Source organism: Nitrospinota bacterium (genome assembly GCA_016217735.1).
Taxonomy (GTDB): domain Bacteria; phylum Nitrospinota_A; class UBA7883; order JACRGQ01; family JACRGQ01; genus JACRGQ01.
On the sequence record JACRGQ010000003.1, the window covers coordinates 60,880 to 81,169 of the forward strand.

Consider the following 20,290-nt stretch of genomic DNA (forward strand, 5'->3'; position numbering starts at 1 on the left):
AGATTCCCCGCCCGCCCGTTGGCCGCGCGGCCCCTCCTGGTGGGTACACATTTTAATGTGTACATTGGCGCGGAGCGCCAAGGGATTTCGGCCCCTTGGGCCGATGTACCCAATAAATTGGGTATCCACCGGGAAAACCAAATATGGCCTACAGGCCATTTACACTGCGCGCCGAAGGCGCTTGTGTGAAAAAGACGGAACAGTCCCGCGGACTGTCCGCTTTTTTCCGCCGCGGATTGAATTGCCAATTCCGCGGCTCCTTAAACCGGCGCAATATGCTTCCTGATCCGGAGATTTGGAATCCCCGGCTCCGGCGGGACACATTGCCGAAGACCGGGGATACATGATGTCAAAAGGGGGAGGCCCGGCCTCCGGCGGGGGTGCGCCGGAGGCCGGGATGAAAAAAAAGCAAAAATCTAAAACATTATCCCTGCGCGGCGATGGGGGCGGCCATATCGCCCTGGGCATGCCGCAACCGCAGGTTCACCATCGCAAGGGCGGTCACTTGGGCCAGGCGGCGGAGATAATCGGTGGCGTTTCCTTCGCTGTAGCGGACGGGGTCGTTGCTGCCGAGGTTCAGGCTGCCGATCACGCGGTTGCCGTACACCAGGGGGATCAGCGCTTCGGATCGTATTCGCCGCAATTCCCGTATGCCGAAGAAATGGACGCTGCCGTGCTCCAGCCGCCCGTGCAGCAAAGGGGACATCTGCGTGAAAATGCCATTGAGCCGGTCCTGATCCATGAAAAAAAGCCGGTCCGCGGCGGGGGACGGAAGGTGCTCCATGGGGGGCGGGAGCAGTTCCCGGTAGCCGTGTTCCAGGCAGTAGGTGGCCACCGTCAGGCCGAACGATTCCCGCAGGGCGTCGGTCGTCTTCGCGGCCAGCGTCTCCAGGTCTTCGCACCGCACCGCGGCTTCCCCCACCTCGTCTATCTTCTGCTGTATCTCGGTGTTGCGCTTGCTGGTCTGCACCAGTTGCTTGAGGTTTCCGCGCAGCACCATGATATCGCGGCGCAGGCCGCTATTGCTTATCTTGCTCGCCATCATCAACGTTTTTCTGTCCATCGCATCCTCTTCCGGTCAGTCGGCTTGCCGGTGGCGGATGAACGCCGGGATGTCGAGCTCATCGGCGAATTCCGCCAGATCGAGCGACACCAGCGGTTTGTTTTCCTTCCCCGTCCTGCCGCCGCTGAAGGGGATATTGGTTATCGGCTGCCGCCCCGCCCCCGTCGCCATGGTGATGGAAGCCTGCGCCAGCCCCGGCGCGGCCTGCGCCACCGCCTGCTGCGCGATGGCCTTGATGCCCTCCGCCTGGGCCTTGGGCATTTCGCGCGCCGCGGCGGCCCGGTTGAAGCCGGTGGCGATAACGGTGACGAACACCTCGTCCTTCAGGTTTTCGTCGATCACCGCGCCGAAGATCACGTTGGCGTCTTCGTGGGATCCCTTCTGGATTTCCATCGCGGCGTCGTTCACATCGAACAGCGTCAGGTTTTCGCCGCCAGTGACGTTGATCAGGATGCCGCGGGCCCCTTCGATGGAGGTGTCTTCCAGCAGCGGCGAGCTGATCGCCTTCTGCGCCGCTTCGCGGGCGCGGTTTTCGCCGTTGCCGATGCCGGTGCCCATAAGGGCCTGCCCCATTTCGCTCATGATGGTCTGCACATCGGCGAAATCGACGTTGACAAGGCCCGGCACGGTGATGATTTCGGAAATGCCCCGCACCGCGTTGCACAGCACCATGTCCGCGGTCATGAACGCCTCCCGCAGGGTGGTTTTTTTGTCCACCACCCCCAGCAGCCGCTGGTTCGGGATGGTGATGAGGGTGTCGACCGAGCGTTTGAGCTCCTCAAGTCCGGATTCGGCCTGCTTGCCGCGCTTTTGCCCTTCGAACATGAACGGCTTAGTGACCACGCCGACGGTGAGAATGCCGAGCTTCCGGGCGATGTCGGCGATGACCGGCGCGGCCCCCGTGCCGGTGCCGCCCCCCATGCCGGCGGTGACGAACACCATGTCCGCCCCTTCCAGCATGGCGCGGATGCCGTCGGCGTCCTCCATCGCGGCCTTGCGGCCCACTTCCGGGTTCGCCCCGGCGCCCAGCCCGCGGGTCAGTTGCCCGCCGATCTGCATCTTCACCGGCACGCGCGATTTGCCCAGCGCCTGGGAATCGGTGTTGCAGATGATGAACTCGACGCCGGAAATGACGTGGCTCATCATCGCGCCCACCGCGTTGCACCCGCCGCCCCCGACGCCGATCACCTTGATCCGCGCATTGCTGTGCGTGCTGCTGGAAAACTTGAACGATGGCTGCGAACTCCCGTCCTGCTTGTCAAAATCTAGCCCCATGACTTGTTACCCCCAAAAAAATTTGTTAAACGTTTTGCCCCACGTTACTTAACAATGCTTAAAAGAAATCCTCTATCCAGCCCTTCATCCGGTCCGTGATGTTGTTGAAGAGGTTGCGCCCCTTTAGCGGCCTTGGCGGGCCATTGCGGCGCAGCTTCATGCCGAACTGCAACAACCCGACCGCCGTGGCGTACTGCGGCGAGTTCACCACATCCACCAGCCCCCCCACCCCTTTGGGATTGCCCCGGCGCACCGGCAGGCCGAAGACCCGCTCGGCCACTTCCGGCATCCCCTCCAGCATCGCCGCGCCGCCGGTGATCACGAGGCCCGACGGAATGATGCCGAGGTAGCCCGACGTCTCGAGGTCGTGGTAAATCATCTGGAACATCTCTTCCACGCGCGGCTCGATGATCTCGCACAGCACGTCGCGCTTGATCACGCGGGGCTCGCGCCCCCCCATGCTGGGGATTTCCACCAGATCGCCGCTTTTCACCATCGCCGCCACGGCGCAGCCGTGCTTGCGCTTGATCTTCTCCGCTTCCGCCTGCGGCGTGCGCAGCCCGATGGCGAGGTCGTTCGTGATGTGGTTGCCCCCCACGGCGATCACCGAGGTGTATTTCACGCTGTCTTCGGAGAACAGCGCCAGGTCCGCGGTGCCGCCGCCGATATCGACGAGCGCCACGCCCAGGTCGCGCTCGTCGGCGTCCAGCACCGCCTCGGCGCTGGCGAGCTGTTCCACGATGATGTCGTCCACGTCGAGCCCCGCCTTGTTCACCGAGCGGACGATGTTCTGCGCGCTGGTGACCGCGCCGGTGATGATGTGGATGCGGGCCTCGAGGCGGATGCCGGACATGCCGCGCGGCTCGCGGATGCCGCTCTGGTGATCCAGGATGAACTGCTGCGGGATCACGTGGATCACCTCGCGGTCCATCGGGATGGCCACCGCCTTGGCCGCCTCGATCACGCGCTCCTTGTCGAGGTCTGTCACCTCGCGGTTCTTCACGGCGATGATACCGTGGCTGTTGAAGCCCTTGATGTGCCCCCCCGCGATGCCGACAAAGGCGCTCTCCACCTGCACCCCGGCCATCAGTTCGGCCTCTTCCACCGCGCTGCGGATCGATTCAACGGTGCTTTCGATGTTCACCACCACGCCCTTGTTGAGTCCCTTGGACGGGCTGGTGCCGATCCCGATGATGTCCAGCTTGCCGTTATCGCCCAGTTCCGCGATGACGCAGCAGATTTTCGTGGTGCCTATATCGAGGCCGCAGATCGTGTCACGTTCCTTTTTCGCCATCAGATCACCCCCTGTGATTCGGTACGTTTTTCGTTTTTGCCGCCGCCCTTCATCGTGGCGACCAACTGGTTTTTAAACGAGAGATCGAATTCCGCGAATCCCGGCGCGAAATCGGACGCCACGCCCCGCACGGCGAGATATTCCATGAACTTTTCCTCCCATTCTTCCTGATCGGGGCCGAGCTTCAACACCAGCCCCCCCGCGGTGCGCACGGCCGTTTTATCCATCCGGCCCACATCCACCGCCACCGGCGTGTCGCCGAACGCGGTATCCAGCTTAAAGAGCGATGCGGCGCGGTACGCATCGAACAGCCGCGGATCGGCTATCCGCGCACCGGGCGCGGCCGCCGCTTTCACTCCGGTAATCAGCAATTGCGGCCGTACGCGGCCCGCTTCTTCAATGAGGTACCCTTTTTCATCCACCAGCCAGGACTTGCCGTTCAGCGCCACGGCGGCCACCGGCCCGCGCTCCGTCACCGCCACTTCCACGATGTCCGGCAGTTTTATCCGCACCGAGACCGATTCCACCCAGGGGTTCTGCTCCACCAGCGCGGCGGCCCGCTCCAGGTCGCGCGTGAAAATATTGCCGGTCAGCGCCGGCCCCGCCATTGCGCGAACCTGCTCCGGGTTCAGCATGCGGACGCCGGTAATGGCGACGGTTTTCACCACAAAATAGGGGTTCGCCGAAATCATCCTGAAAATCGCCACCGCCGACACCACAAGCGCCCCCAACAACAGCCCCAGCAGGGCGGCTTTGGCGTAAATCAGAATGCGTTCTTTCGTGCGCCCCTTGGCGCGGACGGAATTTGTCTGGAACGGCGAACGCCGCGCGCGCTCCGGCGGCTGCCGCCGGCCGGCCGGCCGCTCGAATTTTGCCGCGATCAACATTATTAAAATCCTCCCGCGAGTTTCAATTCACGTTCCAGCCGCACACCCGTCTTTTCCCACACCCCCGCCTCGACGGCGCGGATGAGGGAAAAAACCTGGGCCGCGGTGGCGTGCCCCAGATTTACGATGAAGTTGGCGTGCTTAAGGCTCACCTGCGCATCCCCTTCGCGCAACCCTTTCAGGCCGCAGGCTTCGATGATCCGCCCGGCGAAATCGCCCGGCGGGTTTTTGAACACCGATCCGGCCGAGGGGTATTCAAGCGGCTGGCTTTTCCTCCGCGCCGCCATTCCCTTCCGCATCCGTTCCAGTATTTCCTTCCCTTCTCCCTCTTTAAGGGCAAACGTGGCGGACACCACCACGGCTCCCGGAGGGAGCGCGCTATGACGATATGCGAGGCCGAGCGCCTCGGCCTTGAATTCCTCCGCCTCTCCGTTCACTATCAATGTCGCGCGCACCAAGCTCTGCTTCACTTCGCCGCCGGATGCGCCCGCGTTCATCACCACCGCGCCCCCCACCGTGCCGGGAATGCCGAAGGCGAACTCCAGCCCGCCCAACGCAAGCCGCCCGGCCCGCCGCGCAATAGCGGTTAGCGATGCCCCCGCTCCCGCGGTCAGCAGCGCGCCGCCGGCGGTTTCAGCCACATCCACAGCGTCAAACCGTTCCATGGAAATCACTTCTCCAATGCCGCCATCGGCGACAAGCAGGTTGCTGCCGCCGCCCAGGACAAACGCGTCCGGGTGTCCGCGCAGCGCCGCCGCCAGTTCGCCGGCCGTTTCGGGAATGATAAACATCCCCGCCCGGCCGCCGATGCGGAACGTCGTGCGCCTGTCCAGCGGCTCATCTCTTAATACCTTCATCGCCCCTTAAAAAAAGCTCCCCCTGCTTATAAACGTCGCCGGCTCCCATTGTCAGAAGCATGTCGCGGCCGTCCAATGTGCGGTTGAGGAAGCCCTGTATCTCCTCCGTGGTTTCCAAACAGTGAACGTTTTTCTTGCCGGCGGTCACCAGACCGTCGTAAATCAGCCGGGTGCTGATGCCCGCGATGGGCGATTCGCCCGCCGCGTAAATCGGCAGCAGCACCAGCACATCGGTATCGTCGAACGCCGTGAAATAGTCGCTCAAGCAATCGCGCGTGCGGGTATACCGGTGCGGCTGGAACAGCGTCACGATGCGCCGCCCCCTGTTCCACTCGCGGATGCCCTTGAGCGTGGCCCGTATCTCGTTGGGGTGGTGGCCGTAATCGTCGTACACGGTAATCCCCCCCTTGTTCCCCTTCAGCTCAAAGCGGCGGCCGATGCCGGAAAAATGTTTCATCGCCGCCGCGGCGGCGTTGAACTCCACGCCGACCAGCATCGCCACCTGTATGGCGGCCAGCGCGTTCAGCGCCATATGGCGTCCCGGCATATGTATCTCCACGCGCCCCAACTCGCCGTTCTTATCCGACACGGTGAAAGAAGCCGTCCCTTCCCCCAGCGCGTAGTCGTGCGCCATCAGGTCGCACGCTTTGGAAAAGCCGTAGGTGATGAATTTCTTGTTCATCCGGGGAATGAAGCTCCGCAACACCGGATCGTCGCCGCAGGCGATGGTGGCGCCAAAGAACGGCACCTTGTTGCAGAACGTGAAAAACGCCTCGTCGATTTTATCCTTGCTGCCGTAGTAATCCAGATGCTCGGCGTCGATGTTCGTCACCACCGCGATGGACGGATCGAGCGTGAGGAAGCTGCCGTCGCTTTCGTCGGCTTCGGCGACGAGGAACTCGCCGTTGCCCAGCTTCGCGCCGGACTCGAACCGCTTCACGCGGCCGCCGATAATGGCGGTGGGGTCAAGCCCCGCTTCGGCGAGAATGGTCGCCACCATCGTGCTGGTGGTGGTTTTGCCGTGCGCGCCGGCCACGGCGATCCCCACCTTCATCCGCATCAGTTCCCCCAGCATTTCGGCGCGGGGAATCACCGGCACCTTGCGCAGGCGGGCGGCGACCACTTCCGGATTTTCCTTACTTACGGCGGAAGAGATGACGATCACCTCGGCGTCGCCGATATTTTCGGCGGCATGGCCGATATGCACGGTGGCTCCCAGGCCTTCCAGCCGCTTCACGGTGTCGCCACGGTTCAGGTCCGAGCCTTGCACTTTGTGCCCCATGTTGAGGAGGATTTCGGCAATGCCGCTCATCCCCGCGCCGCCGATGCCGACGAAATGGATTGTCCGTTGCCGCTTCAGGGTCACGCCGCCTCCAGTTGTTTTACGATGTCGCGCGCGATTACCCGCGCGGCATCCGGTTTCGCGTTTTCGCGGGCGTTGGCGCTCATCTTCCCCAGCTTGTCCGGGTTGCGCAAAATGCCGTACACCGTTTCCGCCAGCAGTTCGCCGGTCAGGTTCATTTCATCCACCACCGCGGCGGCGCCGACGTTCTCCATTGCAAGGGCGTTGAGCCGCTGGTGTCCCCCCGCGCCGGGATATGGAATCAGGATGCCCGGCAGGGCGGTGAGCGCCAGTTCGGCGCAGGTGCCGGCCCCGGCGCGCGCGACCGCCAGGTGGCTTTCACGCATGATGGCGGCCATGTTCTCGAAATACGGCTCCACCACCGCTTCCACCATCGCCTCAAGATACGCGGCGCGGGTCTCGGCCAGCATCTGCTTGCCGGTCTGGTGGTAAATTTTCACGTTCATCTTCGCCAGCCGCGGCAGCGCGCCCATCACGGCGCGGTTGACGGCGTTGGCCCCCTGGCTTCCCCCCATCACGAGGATGGTTTTGCGCGGCGCGTCGAAATCGCGCGTCACCGCCATGCTAAACTCCCGCCGCGTCGGATTCCCGGCCGCCATCACATCGGCTCCCCGCAGCCAGCGGGCCGATTCGGCGAAATTCGCATAAACCCGGCGGGCCTTCCCGGCGAGCCACCGGGTGACCAGTCCCGGATAGACGTTTTGCTCCATCAGAAAAAGCGGCACCCCCTTCATCGAGGCCGCCAGACAGGAAGGGCCGGAGGCGTAACCTCCCGCGCCGATAACCGCGTCCGGCTGAAATACGTTCACCGCCTTGGCCGCCGTGCCCAGCGCCATCGGAAATGTAAACAGGGCCCTGGCCATCTTGCCGATATGCCGCCGGTCAAACCCCCGCACGTCGATGCCGAGGAAATCGAACCCGGCGCTGCGGGCCATTTCATGTTCGGGTCCCGCTTGGCCGCCCACAAAGAGAATGGTGTTGCCCATCCGCTTCAGTTCGTCCGCCACCGCCAGCGCGGGATAGATGTGCCCGCCGGTGCCGCCCGCCGTTACAATCATTCTCAATCCGCTCCCGCTCATGACGACCTGTATTGCGATACGTTAAGCAAAATGCCGACGCTGACCAGCCACATCACCAGCGCCGAGCCGCCCAGTGAAATAAACGGCAGCGGCAATCCCTTGGTGGGAAGCAGGCCGGTGGCCACGCCAAAGTTGATGGCCGCCTGCAACCCGATGCTTAACGTGATGCCGGTGGCAAGGTACATGCCGAAAGGATCGGGCGCCCGCATGGCGGTCTTGATCCCCAGATACACGAAAATGGCGAAAAGGAGGACTATCAGCAGGCAGCCGGCGAAGCCGAGTTCCTCGCCGATAATGGAAAAAATAAAGTCGGTGTGCGCATCCGGCAGGAAGAAGTTTTTCTGCCGCCCCTCGCCCAGGCCGATGCCGAAAACATGCCCGTTCCCCAGCGCCACCCAGGATTGGATGATCTGAAAGCCGGTGTCGGTGGGGTCGGCCCACGGATCGAGGAACGAGAGGATGCGGCGGCGGCGGTAATCGACATTGAGCACCGCCACGTAAAGGAACGGCAGCATGGTGAGAAACGTGCCGAGTATGAAGCTGAAGCGGATGCCGGCGACGAAGAAGAGGCCGAAGATCACCACGGCGGCCACCAGCGAAGTTCCCATGTCCGGCTGCAGCAAAATCAGCACGAAGATGACGCCCAGCGCCAGCGCGTTCGGCACATAGCCGATGACGAAATCCCTCAGCCGCCCCGCCGCCTCCTTCTTCACCAAAAAGTGGGAGAAGGCGACGATGAGCGCCAGCTTGGCGAACTCCGACGGCTGGAAGGTGACGGGTCCCAATATGATCCAGCGCCGGGCGCCGGACACTTCGCGGCCTATGCCGGGGATGAGCACCAGAAAAAGCATGAGGAGCGAAACAAGGTACAGGTAAGGGGCCAAATCCTGCAGCTTGCGGTAGTTGATCTTAAGCGCCACCGCCATCCCGGCGAATCCGATGAGGGTGTAAACAAATTGGCGTTTGAGGAAAAAAGCGGGATCGCCGTACCGGGCGCCGGCCACCGTGCCGGAGGCGGAAAAGATCATCACCAGCCCGATAAGGGCCAGGCCGGCCGTCACCGCCAATATCCGGTAATCCGGCTCGCGTTTAACGGACATGGGCCGCCTCCTTCATCAGTTCCTTCACCGCTTCGCGGAATTTGTCGCCGCGATCCTCGTAATTTTTAAACATATCGAAACTGGCGCACGCGGGGGAAAGCAGCACCGTATCGCCCGGTTTCGCCAGCCGCGCCCCCAGCGCCACCGCCTCCCGCATCGTGGCGGCGCGATCCGCCCGCGGATAATCCCCCAGCGCGCGGCCTATCTTTTCGGCGGCCTCGCCGATGAGAATGGCGTGAGCCCCCTTGCGCCGCACCAGCGCGGCCAGCGGCCCGAAATCCTGATCCTTGTCGCGCCCGCCAAGTATGACGAACACTTTCCCGTCCAATCCTTCAAGCGCCTTGAGGGTGGAGCCGACATTGGTTCCTTTGGAATCATTGATGTAACGGACGCCGCCCCGCTCGGCCACCAGTTCAATCCGGTGGGGAAGCGCCGTGAAGCTGAACAACGCGCGGGAGATCGCCCCAACGTCAGCCCCGGCGGCAAAAGCGATGGCGGCGGCGGCAAGGGCGTTTTCCAGATTTGCGCCGCCGGCAATTTTCAGATCCTTCGCCTCTCCTATCGACCATGATTCCCCCTTTTCCACAAGTACGATCCGTCCGTCATTCACGAATACGCCGTCCTTGAGCAGCTCCCGCGTGGAGAAACCCAGAAGACGGCAGCGCACCTTGTCCTTCAGCTTCATGGTTCCGGGGTCGTCAAAGTTGAGCACGCACACATCGTCACCCGACTGGTTCATAAAAACGCGGCTTTTCATCGCCGCGTATTCTTCCATCGTATGGTGCCGGTCCAGGTGATCCGGCGTGATGTTCAGGATGGCCGACACGCGGGGGCGGAAATGTACGCACCCCTCCAGTTGGAACGAACTGATCTCGGCCACCACCTTCACGTCCCGCTCGAACACGGCGTCCTCGCCGGTCACGGCGTTGCCTATGTTGCCGCAAACCACGGCCGGTACGCCGCTCTCCTTCAGAATCGCCCCCACCAGCGCGGTCGTTGTGGTTTTGCCGTTGGTGCCGGTGATCGCCACCCACCCGCGCGGAGCGAGCCGGAAGGCAAGCTCGATCTCGCTGATCACCTCGGCCCCTTCGCGGCGCTTGGCGGCAAGAAGGGGGTTCTCCCACGGCACGCCGGGGGAAGTGACAACCAGATCGAATTTTTCCTTCATCACAAGCGCGTGGCCGCCAGTCTCCACCTCGATGCCGCGGGCGAGTTTTTTAAGCTCATCGCGCAGCTTCTCTTGAGTGCTGTTGTCGGTGATGAACACCGCCGCCCCAAGCGCCGCCAGCCGGTTGGCCGCCGGCACGCCGGTGCGCCCGATGCCGACCACAAGAACCTTTTTGCCGTTAACGTCCACCCGTCACCTCAGCTTCAACGTGGAAAGGCTCAACAACGCCAGAAGGATGGAGACGATCCAGAAGCGGATCGTCACCTTGGTTTCCGGCCAGCCGAGTTTTTCAAAGTGGTGGTGGATCGGCGCCATCAAAAAGACCCGTTTGCGGGTCAGTTTGAAGGAGGCGACCTGGATGATCACCGAAAGCGCTTCCACCACGAATATCCCCCCGACCAGCAGGAGGATGATTTCATGCTTGGTCAATATTGCCACCACGCCGAGCAGCGCGCCGAGGGACACCGAGCCGGTGTTCCCCATAAACAACTGCGCCGGATAGGAGTTGTACCAAAGGAAACCGAGCGATGCCCCCACCACCGCGCCGCAAACGACGGTGATCTCCCCCATCCCTTTGATGAAGGGTATCTGGAGATAGCCGCTAAAGTGCGCATGGCCGGCGACATAGCTGAAAAAAGTGTAGGCGGTAAACGCGATGATGATCGGGCCGATGGCCAGCCCGTCCAGCCCGTCGGTGAGGTTTACGGCGTTGCTGGCCCCGACCACCACAAGGGCGGCGAAAATCCAGTACGACCAGCCTAGATCGACCTGCACGTTCTTGAGGAACGGAATATAAACCTTGGTGAGCGTATCGGCAAGCCCTTCCTCCCCCGCCACCAGCAGGAACACCGGCACGCAGGCGAGCAACTGGAGAAGAAGTTTCGTCTTGCTCTTCATGCCGTGGCCGTCGCGCATTTTGGTGGTGTCGTCGGCGATGCCGATGGCGCCGAACAGGATGGCGGCGGTAACGGCGGCCAGCACGGCGGGACGGGCCACATCGGCCCACAACAGCGCCGGCGCCAGGAAGGAAACAAGTATGAGGATGCCTCCCATCGTCGGGGTGCCGGCCTTGGGGCGGTGGTGCTCCGGCACGTCCGCGCGTATCCGCTCGCCGAAATTCCTCCGCTGCAGCCAGCGAATCATCGCCGGCCCCAGCAGGAAAGAAAGCAGCAACGCCGTGATGATGGCGTAGGTGGAGCGAAACGTGATGTACTTGAACACGTTGAGCGAATGGAAGCGCTCGTGCAATGGATACAGCCAGTAGTACAGCATCAGCCCCGGCTCCTTATATATTTGGCGGCCACTTTCCGGTCGTCAAACAAATGCTTGACCGTGCCGACGATCTGGTAATCCTCGTGCCCCTTGCCGGCGATGAGCACCATGTCGCCGGCGCGGGCGATGCCAATGGCGTGGCTGATCGCTTCTTCGCGATCTGTCACGGCGGTAACGCGCCCCCGCGCCCCGGCGGGGATTCCCGCCATGATGTCTTCGATAATTCGGTGGGGCACCTCCGTGCGTGGGTTATCGGAGGTAACCACCACCTGGTCAGCCATATCCGCCGCGATGCGCCCCATCTTCGGGCGCTTGGTCCGGTCGCGGTCGCCGCCGCAACCGAACACACAAATGAGGCGGTTTTTGGTAATACCGCGTGCGGTCTTCAACACATTCTCCAGCGCGTTGTCGGTGTGCGCGTAATCGACGATCACCGCGAAATCCTGCCCCGCGTCCACTTTCTCAAAACGGCCCGGCACGGGCGGCGCGGTCTCAATCCCTTTTACGACGGTCTCCAGCTCAATCCCTTCGGCGTAGCCGGCCGAAAAAGCGGCCATCGCGTTCTGGATGTTGTGGTGGCCGGGAAGGGGGATGTTGAACGAGACATCCCCTTTGGGCGTGGCGAGCGCGATGTGGCCGCCGCCGAAATCGGTGGTGGCGCGGAGAAGCCGGATCACCGCCTTGGGATGGCCGCCATAGGTCACCAGCGTGCCGTTCACCCCTTCGGCCGCCCACCGTTCGCCGGCCGGGTCGTCAAGGTTTATGACGGCGTATTCCAGATCGAACCCCGTAAAGAGCGATTGCTTGGCGCGGGCGTACTCTTCCATCGTCTGGTGAAAATCGAGGTGATCCTGCGTGAGATTGGTGAACACGCCCCCTTTGAACGAAGTGCGGTCAAGCCGCCCCAGCGCCAGCCCGTGACTGCTCACCTCCATCACGCAGCGGGGGTTGGGATACGCCGCCGCGCGGGCGAACATTTTTTGCAAGTCGGCCGATTCCGGCGTGGTGTTCGGCGCCGGAACGGCGCAATCGGGAAACGCATATTCTATGGTGCCGAAACGGGAGGCGCGGTATCCCGCGGTATTGAGCATATTCTGGATCAGGTAGGTGGTGGTGGTTTTGCCATTGGTGCCGGTGACGCCGATCACGCCGATCTTCGCCGAAGGATCGCCGTGGAAGCGGGCGGCCAACCGCGCCAGTTCCTTGCGGGTGTCTTTCACGCGGGCCACGGGAAAACCGGCCGGCGTTTCCAGGGCGGCGCCTTCTTCGGCCACCACCAGCGACGCGCCACGGGCGATGGCGTCTTGCACATAGGCGTGGCCGTCCAGATGAAAACCTTTCACGGCGACGAAGCAGCTTCCCTTCCCCACTTTGCGGCTGTCATATTCCACCCCGCTCACCGATACTTCCGGCAACCCGGCCGAAAGGCCGTTGAGAAGCCACACGCTGCTGATGGTCATAAAACCCCTTTTTCCCCAACGGAACCGGCTTCCGCCCTGGTGGCCGAAGCCGCGCCGGTTTCCGGCATCGTTACCGGCGGCAGCGAATAACTGCCGTCCTCCGGGCGCGCGGCGAGGGCGCGGCGCACCCCGCCCCATTCCACCTCATAGCGCCGCTGGCCGCGGGCCGGCAGCCCGAGATACAGCGCCATGCCGCTGATGATGTTGCGCGCCATCGGCGCCGCCACTTCCCCGCCCCAGCCGGTTCCCTTCGGCTCGTCCACCATGATGAGGACGGCATAACGCGGCTTTTTCACCGGGAACAGCGCTATAAACGAGGAAAGCGGCTTTTCGTTGCTGTAGTGTCCTTTTTCGCGGTCGAACTTCTGGGCGGTGCCGGTCTTGCCGGCGATTTCAAAGCCGGGAACCTGCGCCAGCTTGCCGGTGCCATCCGTGACGGTATAGTGCATCATGTCCAGCGTCTGGCGGGCGGCGGAGGAACCGATCACCTGCGTGCGGGGCGGCGGGCGGTATTCCATCACCACCCGGCCATCCCTCAGCATCTGCCGCATAAAGTGCGGACGCACACCGTAGCCGCCGTTGCCGATGACCGCCAGCGCGGCGGCGATCTGGATCGGCGTCGTCATCACTTCCTGCCCGAAGGAGATGGCGGCCAGCGACACGCCGGACCAGCGCCGGTAATCGCGCAACAACCCGTCCACCTCGCCGGGGAGGTCTATCATCGTTTTTTCGCCGAAGCCGAATTTCCTGAGGTATTCATGCATCCGTTTCGGCCCCATCTTGCCGGCCAGCTTGATCATGCCGATGTTGCTGGACTTCGCGATGACGTCCTTAAGCGGCATCACGCCGTACTTGTTGTTGTTGGCTTCGCGGATCACGCGGTCGTATACCTCGTAACGGCCTTTCTCGCAGTCGTAGAGCTCGTCGGGAGTGGTAAGGCCGTCGTTGATGGCGGCGGCCGCCACGAACACTTTGAAGATGGATCCCGGCTCGTACGTCTGGGTGACGGAGAGCGCGCGGTGGCGGGCCAGGTGCGCCTGCGGGTCGTTGAGGTCGATATCCGGCTGTTCGGCCATCGCCAGCACTTCGCCGTTCTCCACGTCCATCACCACGGCGAGCGCCGCCTTGGCCTCGTATTTATCGTAGGCGGCCTTCACCGTCTTTTCGGCGATGTACTGGATGTTGCTGTCGATGGTGGTGACCAGCTCGAAGTTGCTGTCGGGGCGTTTTTCGCCGTTGTAGCCGTAAATTCTGCCGGTGGCGTCGCGGTGGGCGACGAGGGTCATCTGTTCGCCGGAGAGCGTTTTTTCATAAAGGTATTCAAGGCCCGCCAGCCCGTCGTTATCCAGCCCGCAGAAACCGACCACCCGGCCGGCGAGCATCCGTTGCGGATAAAAACGCTGATCCTCGGAGACGAACGAAACCCCCTTGATGTGGCGCGCCTTCACCGCCTCGTACGCGTCATCGCCCACCTTGCGCTTGAGCCAGGCGAAGTGGCCGCGCCGGTCGAGCTTTTGGTAGACGTAATCGGGGCTTATCCCCAGATCGCGGCCCAGCAAAATCGCGGCGGTACGCTTGTCCTTCACCGCCGACGGCTGGGCAAAAACCGATTTCATCGGCACTGAGAGCGCCAGCGGCGTCAGGTTGCGGTCCAGAATCCGGCCGCGCGTGGGGGAGAAGGTAACCTTCGAGACATACATGTTCTTCGAGTATTCCGTGTAACGCCCGTAATCGTACAACTGCACATAGCCGAGCCGTCCAACCACCGCCGCGAAAAACACAAAGACGAGCGCCCCCGCGATCAACAGCCGTATCTTTTTAAACCTGATCGACTTGGCGGTGAAAATGTCGTCTCTCATTTCTTTTCCACAAAAACCGTATGTTCCCTGTCCAGCGGGGCGTAGCCGGCGGCGCGGGCCCGCGTCTCCATCTCCACCGGGGTCATAAGCATCTCGTATTCCAGCCGCAGGCGGGTCTGCTCCGCCAACAGCTCCCGTTCACGGCTTTTTATCTTCTGTTCGCGGTACACCTCATGCACCATCTGAACCGAGGGGTAGGTGTAGACCAGCAGCGACAGCAGCAGAAAAACCACCCCCAGCCCGTAGAAGAGAAGCTCTTCGCGGTCGAGCCGCGCCTTGGCCCGGACGTATGTGCGGTCGTTCAGCGGCGGCGCGTCGAAATTCATCGCGGAGTTTTCGCCGTTCATGCGGCCTCCCGTTGCACCGCGCGGAGCATGGCGCTGCGGGCGCGCGGGTTTTTGTCCGTTTCCGCTTCGCCCGCGGTGATCGGGCGGCGGGTGAGCAGCGCCGCATCGGCCTTGTGGCCGCAGATGCAGACCGGGGTTTTGGGCGGACAGATGCAGCCCCTGGCAAGGCGGGCGAAGGTGTGCTTGACGATGCGGTCTTCAAGGGAGTGGAAGGAAATGACGGCGAGGCGGCCCCCCGGCTTGAGCGCGGAGACGGCGTCCAACAACGCCTGTTCAAGATGCTCCAACTCGCCGTTCACGGCGATGCGGAGCGCCTGGAACATCCGCGTGGCGGGGTGTATCCGCTGCCTTCCTTTGGGATAGGCGGCAACGGCCACCTGCGCGAGATCAAGCGTGGTTTCAAACGGCTTTTCGGCGCGGCGGCGGACGATCATCCGCGCGATCCTGGCGGCGAGGCGCTCCTCGCCATACTCGCGGAAGATGCGGGCAAGCTCGCGCTCGCCGGCGGCGTTGACGATGTCGGCGGCGGTGCGCCCCTCGCGGGGATTCATCCGCATATCGAGCGGCCCCTCCCGCTGGAAACTGAAGCCGCGCGCGGCGTCGTCCAGCATGAACGAGGAGACCCCGAGATCGATGAGGATGCCGTCGGCCAAGCGTCCGGCAAGCGGAACCTTCAAATCTTCAAAACGGCAATTATGCAACTCTACCCCGCCCCCATAGCGTGCAAGCCTTTTACCGCTGCGTTCAATCGCGCCGGGATCGCGGTCCAGCCCTATCAGAGTGGCCCCGCTTCCCGCCGCTTCCAGTATGGCGCTTGCATGCCCGGCCCCACCGAGCGTGCAATCGACATATACCCCACCAGGCTTTGGCCTGATTAATTCAATTACTTCATCCCGCAGAACAGGTGCATGGCCCGGCTCGTCGCTAGAGGATCCCGAGTTCATCGAGATCGTCCCTCATAAGCCGTATCCCCTTGTTCCCGTTCTTGCGCGTCCAGACGGCCTCGTCCCATATTTCGATATGGTCAACCGCCCCAACCACCTGCACGTTCTTGTTCAGCTCAAAACTCTTGCGGATTTCCTGGGGGATGAGCAGCTTGCCGCTTTTGATGGTGCTGGGATAAAAACGCTCCGCCAGCCCCTTCAACCGCCGCCGCTGTTCCCGGTCAGCCTTGCCGCGCTCCATCAGGTCGCTCAACATCGCCAGGTAGGACGGGCGCGTAAAGGCGATGAGCGATTCGTGCGCGCCGTCCGACTGAATGGCGAGCATCATCGTTTCGTCGTCGGCCACCTCGCGGCTGATGGCGGCGGGAACGTGGATACGCCCCTTGTCATCGACCGTTGCCGGATAGACCCCCGAAAACGCGGCATTCAGCATTTTTACACTTCCATCCACTTTAGTACACTTAGGAACACATTTTCGCACACCATTGAAATATGTCAACACCTAAACGACGTATTTTTCAGGAATTTTTTTAGAGGAAAAAGCTGTAATACGAAGGGGTTACATTAAGCTCAAATGGGGCATTTATTCCCCTTAAATTAGGGGCAAGGAGGGCGGCGAATTAGGGTTTGGCGGCGGCTTCGTTGGATGGGAGGCTTTCTCCCGATGCGGTTACCGCGGTAACGACGTAGTAATACCACGTGCCGGGGGTGAGGCCGGTATGAACGTGCGGAGAGGTAACGCCCGTTATCTTCGTGCTGTTGGCGGTGGTGGAGACGCCGGCTTTATTCGACCAATAAATGTTGTACGACGTTGCGCCGGCCACGGCATTCCAACTGAGGGATACCTGATTCGCGCCGGTGGCGGCGGTTACACCCGCCGGAACGGGGATGCTGGAAAGACTAAAAGCCTCCACCGTTGTTAATGAAAACCCTCCATCGTTAGCGGCAAGCCACGCCGCATCCAAAGCCGGATCCGGGTTGACCGTTGCGGTGCCGGTGAATTTACCGTCCCGGCTTCCCGCGATGGCGTAAATTACACCGTCCACTACGGAAGCGTCGAAGTCATCGCGTATGGTTGGCGCAGGGGTTTTTGTCGACCAAGTGTTTGTCACGGTATCATACGCCTCCACCACTGTCGTGCAGCAGGGGATACGGGCGGGGTTGTCAAACGTATTAACGTCGCCGCCGATGGCGTAAATAACGCCGTTCACAACGGCAAAGCCAAAGTCGTCGCGCGCGGTCGGCATGGGGGCCAGCGCCGCACCGGCCGTCCCGATGGCCGTGGTGGCGGCGGTCACGGGCACCGTTGTCGACCACGTATTTGTGGCCGGGTTGTAAATCTCCACCAACGAAAGCTCCGGCCATCCGCCCCATCCGCCTATGGCATAGATGAGGCCGTTCACCACGGAGACGGTCGATCCCCAGCGCGGGGTCGGCATTGCGGCTTTCGCCGTCCAAGTATTTGCCACGGGATCATACGCCTCCACCGTGCCGTAGTAGATGTTAACGCTGGTGCCGTAATAGACGTTGTAGGATGCCGCGCCCCCCGTTGGGGCTGTCCAGGTTAAGGTCACCTGCGTATCCCCCCCCGTTACGGCAACATTCGATGGCACGGATGCGGCGGGGGTGGCCTGCGGCGTGGTCGAAACTTCGCTTGATGCCACAGTCTCGGCACCACCAACTACTGCCGTGACGATGAAGTAATACTTCGTCCCGTTGGCAAGGCCGGTCACGGTGGTCGAGGTGGTGCCTATCCCTGTCACCTTCGTAAGGCTGGAGGTCGTTACCCCCGGCTTGGTGCTGTAATAAACATTATAAGAGGCCGCGCCCGTTACCGCCGTCCAACTGATAGTTACCTGTCCATTCCCCGCCGCGGTGCCTAGGTTGGCGGGTATCGCTCCAGCCGTGTAAGAAGCCTGTGGCGTGGCGGAAACTTCAAACGACGCGGCACCTTCCGTGCCGTTTACCGCCGTGACAATGAAGGAATAGTTCTTACCGTTGGTGAGGCCGGTGATTGTGGTGCTGACCGGCGGACCCGCAACTATTGTCGCGCCCGTGATCTTTGTCGTGTAGTCCAGCGTGGTTATGCCCCCCGGAACCCGCACCGCGCCGCCGACGGCATAAATCAGGCCGTCCACCACGGCCACGTCAAATCCCCAACGCCCGGTTGGGATGGGTGCCAATGTCGTACCGGTTCCCGGCACTGTTGAAGACCAAGTATTCGTCGCTGGATTGTATACGGCGATAGGATAGATCGGGCCTTGGCCGTTGACCAGACTGGTGCCGCCGATGAGATAAATTAAGCCGTTTACCGCCGCAGCGGCCGGGCCATACCGGTAGGCCGGGGGGCCGTAAACGCTTCCCGACCACGGCGGCGTGATGGAAATCGTCGACCACGCCGGCATGGCGGCTTTTGTCGTCCAGCTATTCGCCGCCGGGTCGTAAGCCTCCATCGAATCAAGAATGCCGACGCCGGCCGGAGCGCCCCCCATAACGTAAATGATGCCGTTCAAGACGGCGTTGGCCGCGTTATCGCGCTGATTCACCATTGAGGCTTTCGTCGTCCAAGAGCCGGGTGGATTCTGTGGCGTGGCGTTAACCTCGCCGGATACCGCGCTCTCGCCGCCGGCGTTCACCGCCGTCACCACAAAGTAATACGCCGTCCCATTCGTCAGACCGGTGATCACGCAACTGGAGGTGGCGGTGGTCACTTTCGTTCCGTTGGCGGTGGTCACACCGGCGGCCGTCCGGTAGTAGACGTTATAAGAAGCCGCTCCGGCTATGGCAGTCCAACCCAAAACCACTTGAGCGTTGCCCGCTGTTATGCCAATTCCCGACGGCACGCCGGGAATGGGAACCTGCGGCGTAGCGCCCACCTCGGCGGATACCGCGCTCTCGCCGCCGGCGTTCACCGCCGTCACCACGAAGTAATACGCCGTCCCGTTCGTCAGGCCGGTTATCGCGCCGCCGGAAGCGGCGTTGGCCACTTTCGTTCCGTTGGCGGTGGTCACATTGGCGGCCGTCCGGTAGTAGACGTTGTAAGAAGCCGCTCCGGCTACGGCCGTCCATGTAATGATCACCTGACCATTGCCGGCCGCAACCCCTATCCCCGCGGGCGGAGAGGGTGCGGAGGGAACGGCGGTGGTGGAAACGGCCGCCGATATCGCGGTCACCGCGGACGAAACCGCCGTGTCGGCCGCGCCGATGGAGGCCGTGCCGGAAGCGGCGTCGTAATAGGCCGCGATATTCGCCGCCAGCGTGTTTGCCACCGACGCTATGTTCGGGTTTGCCGTTATCTGCGTTACCACCGCGCCCACGTTGACCGAGGAGAATGCCGCCGCGGCATTCACGCCGGGGTCGCCGACATTCGCCACGCCCAGCACTTGCGCCAGCACCATCACTTCCGCCGTGGTCGTTGGCGTTACGTTCACCGACGCGTTCGCCGATACGTCCGGCACAAACGCCTTGAGGACAAGGTTGCCGCTCTGGACGCGAATGATATAGTTGCCGCCCGGCGCGACCGAAACGGCATACGTGCCATCGGCATTTACCGTGCCGGCGCCAATCACCGCGCCGGAGGCGTCGATCACCTGCAACGTGGCGCCCGCCCAAGCAATACCCGAAAGTGCGCGGCCGGCCGCCGAAACGTTAATGGACGGTTTTGCCGTCACAACAGATGAAAGTGTGCCGGTGATCGTTACCTTTGCCGATGGACCGGTGGAGGTTGTACCGCCGCCGCCACCGCCGCAGGATGCAAGAAAAACGGAAAAAATAAGCGGAAAAATAACAGGCTTCACAAAATAACGGCGAAAAGCCGGGGATGAAACAATCATCAATGTCAAAACCTCTTTTTACCTTGCTCCCCGCAGTTCATTTCCCCCTCCCGCGCGCCCAAAGCACGCAAATAACTATACTCTCACCACCGGTAATACGACAATACCCCTCAAAGACCTCAAAGGCCTCAAAGACCGGTAGTGGGTCAGTTTGAATTATCCCGTTTTTTTCCTCCCCTTGCATTGCAAGGGGAGGTGCAAGAGGGGTTAAAAACCTCCCCTGTATCCCCTCCTTGCAAAGGAGGGGACTACTCTGTTACCAAAGTTAATTTCAAACTGACCCACTACCCAAAGGCCGCTTTTGCGCGGCATCCGCTTTGAGGGCATGTTCCATGCCCGCCGACGCTTGCCCCGCGCGGGCTTTGGCGAAACCGGGATAGCGGCGGGCTTTCCCGCCGTTTTCCCCAAACTTCCTCCGGTATGCCAGGGGGCCGCCGTACGCCCCCTCCCCCGGCCGCGGATTTTGGGCCGACGAAATCTCTTGAAAAA

16 protein-coding genes are annotated in these 20,290 nt (G+C 62.2%); all 16 read right to left on the bottom strand.

The genetic code is table 11. The features are described from left to right. Nucleotides 1–424: 424 nt before the first annotated feature. The gene (locus HZA03_00505; GenBank protein MBI5636430.1) at nucleotides 425–1,063 is read right to left on the bottom strand and encodes a GAF domain-containing protein; all 639 of its coding nucleotides are present in this window, start codon (nucleotides 1,061–1,063) and stop codon (nucleotides 425–427) included. A gap of 15 nt (nucleotides 1,064–1,078) precedes the next feature. Beyond that, nucleotides 1,079–2,338 carry a cell division protein FtsZ gene (gene ftsZ / locus HZA03_00510; GenBank protein MBI5636431.1) on the bottom strand — a complete coding sequence of 420 codons (1,260 nt, stop codon included), beginning with the start codon at nucleotides 2,336–2,338 and terminating at the stop codon, nucleotides 1,079–1,081. A 58-nt stretch (nucleotides 2,339–2,396) separates the two neighbouring features. Next, the gene (gene ftsA / locus HZA03_00515) at nucleotides 2,397–3,632 is read right to left on the bottom strand and encodes a cell division protein FtsA (GenBank protein MBI5636432.1); all 1,236 of its coding nucleotides are present in this window, start codon (nucleotides 3,630–3,632) and stop codon (nucleotides 2,397–2,399) included. Continuing rightward, the gene (locus tag HZA03_00520; GenBank protein ID MBI5636433.1) at nucleotides 3,632–4,519 is read right to left on the bottom strand and encodes an FtsQ-type POTRA domain-containing protein; all 888 of its coding nucleotides are present in this window, start codon (nucleotides 4,517–4,519) and stop codon (nucleotides 3,632–3,634) included. Before HZA03_00520 ends, ftsA begins: the two co-directional genes overlap by 1 nt. A 2-nt stretch (nucleotides 4,520–4,521) precedes the next feature. Continuing rightward, nucleotides 4,522–5,376, bottom strand: a complete 855-nt coding sequence (gene murB / locus HZA03_00525) for a UDP-N-acetylmuramate dehydrogenase (GenBank protein ID MBI5636434.1) — start codon at nucleotides 5,374–5,376, stop codon at nucleotides 4,522–4,524. Then, nucleotides 5,357–6,736 carry a UDP-N-acetylmuramate--L-alanine ligase gene (locus HZA03_00530; protein MBI5636435.1) on the bottom strand — a complete coding sequence of 460 codons (1,380 nt, stop codon included), beginning with the start codon at nucleotides 6,734–6,736 and terminating at the stop codon, nucleotides 5,357–5,359. The genes murB and HZA03_00530 overlap by 20 nt, the downstream gene beginning before the upstream one ends. Before the next feature lie 2 nt (nucleotides 6,737–6,738). Further along, nucleotides 6,739–7,797 carry an undecaprenyldiphospho-muramoylpentapeptide beta-N-acetylglucosaminyltransferase gene (gene murG, locus HZA03_00535; protein MBI5636436.1) on the bottom strand — a complete coding sequence of 353 codons (1,059 nt, stop codon included), beginning with the start codon at nucleotides 7,795–7,797 and terminating at the stop codon, nucleotides 6,739–6,741. A gap of 17 nt (nucleotides 7,798–7,814) precedes the next feature. Beyond that, on the bottom strand, nucleotides 7,815–8,918 hold the full coding sequence (gene ftsW / locus HZA03_00540) for a putative lipid II flippase FtsW (protein MBI5636437.1): 1,104 nt from the start codon (nucleotides 8,916–8,918) through the stop codon (nucleotides 7,815–7,817). Next, a complete protein-coding gene (gene murD / locus HZA03_00545) occupies nucleotides 8,908–10,275 on the bottom strand; it encodes a UDP-N-acetylmuramoyl-L-alanine--D-glutamate ligase (GenBank protein MBI5636438.1) in 1,368 nt (455 codons plus the stop codon). The genes ftsW and murD overlap by 11 nt, the downstream gene beginning before the upstream one ends. A 3-nt stretch (nucleotides 10,276–10,278) precedes the next feature. Beyond that, nucleotides 10,279–11,358, bottom strand: a complete 1,080-nt coding sequence (locus HZA03_00550; protein ID MBI5636439.1) for a phospho-N-acetylmuramoyl-pentapeptide-transferase — start codon at nucleotides 11,356–11,358, stop codon at nucleotides 10,279–10,281. Continuing rightward, nucleotides 11,358–12,818, bottom strand: a complete 1,461-nt coding sequence (locus tag HZA03_00555; protein ID MBI5636440.1) for a UDP-N-acetylmuramoyl-L-alanyl-D-glutamate--2,6-diaminopimelate ligase — start codon at nucleotides 12,816–12,818, stop codon at nucleotides 11,358–11,360. Before HZA03_00555 ends, HZA03_00550 begins: the two co-directional genes overlap by 1 nt. Then, nucleotides 12,815–14,677 carry a penicillin-binding protein 2 gene (locus tag HZA03_00560; protein MBI5636441.1) on the bottom strand — a complete coding sequence of 621 codons (1,863 nt, stop codon included), beginning with the start codon at nucleotides 14,675–14,677 and terminating at the stop codon, nucleotides 12,815–12,817. Before HZA03_00560 ends, HZA03_00555 begins: the two co-directional genes overlap by 4 nt. Then, nucleotides 14,674–15,024: a hypothetical protein gene (locus HZA03_00565; GenBank protein MBI5636442.1), complete on the bottom strand. Its 351-nt coding sequence runs from the start codon at nucleotides 15,022–15,024 to the stop codon at nucleotides 14,674–14,676. The genes HZA03_00560 and HZA03_00565 overlap by 4 nt, the downstream gene beginning before the upstream one ends. Continuing rightward, entirely contained in the window at nucleotides 15,021–15,968 is a 948-nt protein-coding gene (gene rsmH / locus HZA03_00570) for a 16S rRNA (cytosine(1402)-N(4))-methyltransferase RsmH (GenBank protein ID MBI5636443.1), read from the bottom strand. Before rsmH ends, HZA03_00565 begins: the two co-directional genes overlap by 4 nt. Continuing rightward, the gene (locus HZA03_00575) at nucleotides 15,949–16,401 is read right to left on the bottom strand and encodes a hypothetical protein (protein ID MBI5636444.1); all 453 of its coding nucleotides are present in this window, start codon (nucleotides 16,399–16,401) and stop codon (nucleotides 15,949–15,951) included. Before HZA03_00575 ends, rsmH begins: the two co-directional genes overlap by 20 nt. A gap of 187 nt (nucleotides 16,402–16,588) precedes the next feature. Beyond that, entirely contained in the window at nucleotides 16,589–19,765 is a 3,177-nt protein-coding gene (locus HZA03_00580) for a fibronectin type III domain-containing protein (GenBank protein MBI5636445.1), read from the bottom strand. Nucleotides 19,766–20,290 lie beyond the last annotated feature (525 nt).

Excerpts from the sequence above, each read along its gene's own strand:
- HZA03_00505 (MBI5636430.1), bottom strand. The coding sequence starts at position 1,063 with ATGGACAGAAAAACGTTGATGATGGCGAGCAAGATAAGCAATAGCGGC.
- ftsZ (MBI5636431.1), bottom strand. The coding sequence starts at position 2,338 with ATGGGGCTAGATTTTGACAAGCAGGACGGGAGTTCGCAGCCATCGTTC.
- ftsA (MBI5636432.1), bottom strand. The coding sequence starts at position 3,632 with ATGGCGAAAAAGGAACGTGACACGATCTGCGGCCTCGATATAGGCACC.
- HZA03_00520 (MBI5636433.1), bottom strand. The coding sequence starts at position 4,519 with ATGTTGATCGCGGCAAAATTCGAGCGGCCGGCCGGCCGGCGGCAGCCG.
- murB (MBI5636434.1), bottom strand. The coding sequence starts at position 5,376 with ATGAAGGTATTAAGAGATGAGCCGCTGGACAGGCGCACGACGTTCCGC.
- murG (MBI5636436.1), bottom strand. The coding sequence starts at position 7,797 with ATGATTGTAACGGCGGGCGGCACCGGCGGGCACATCTATCCCGCGCTG.
- ftsW (MBI5636437.1), bottom strand. The coding sequence starts at position 8,918 with ATGTCCGTTAAACGCGAGCCGGATTACCGGATATTGGCGGTGACGGCC.
- HZA03_00550 (MBI5636439.1), bottom strand. The coding sequence starts at position 11,358 with ATGCTGTACTACTGGCTGTATCCATTGCACGAGCGCTTCCATTCGCTC.
- HZA03_00555 (MBI5636440.1), bottom strand. The coding sequence starts at position 12,818 with ATGACCATCAGCAGCGTGTGGCTTCTCAACGGCCTTTCGGCCGGGTTG.
- HZA03_00560 (MBI5636441.1), bottom strand. The coding sequence starts at position 14,677 with ATGAGAGACGACATTTTCACCGCCAAGTCGATCAGGTTTAAAAAGATA.
- HZA03_00565 (MBI5636442.1), bottom strand. The coding sequence starts at position 15,024 with ATGAACGGCGAAAACTCCGCGATGAATTTCGACGCGCCGCCGCTGAAC.
- rsmH (MBI5636443.1), bottom strand. The coding sequence starts at position 15,968 with ATGAACTCGGGATCCTCTAGCGACGAGCCGGGCCATGCACCTGTTCTG.
- HZA03_00575 (MBI5636444.1), bottom strand. The coding sequence starts at position 16,401 with ATGCTGAATGCCGCGTTTTCGGGGGTCTATCCGGCAACGGTCGATGAC.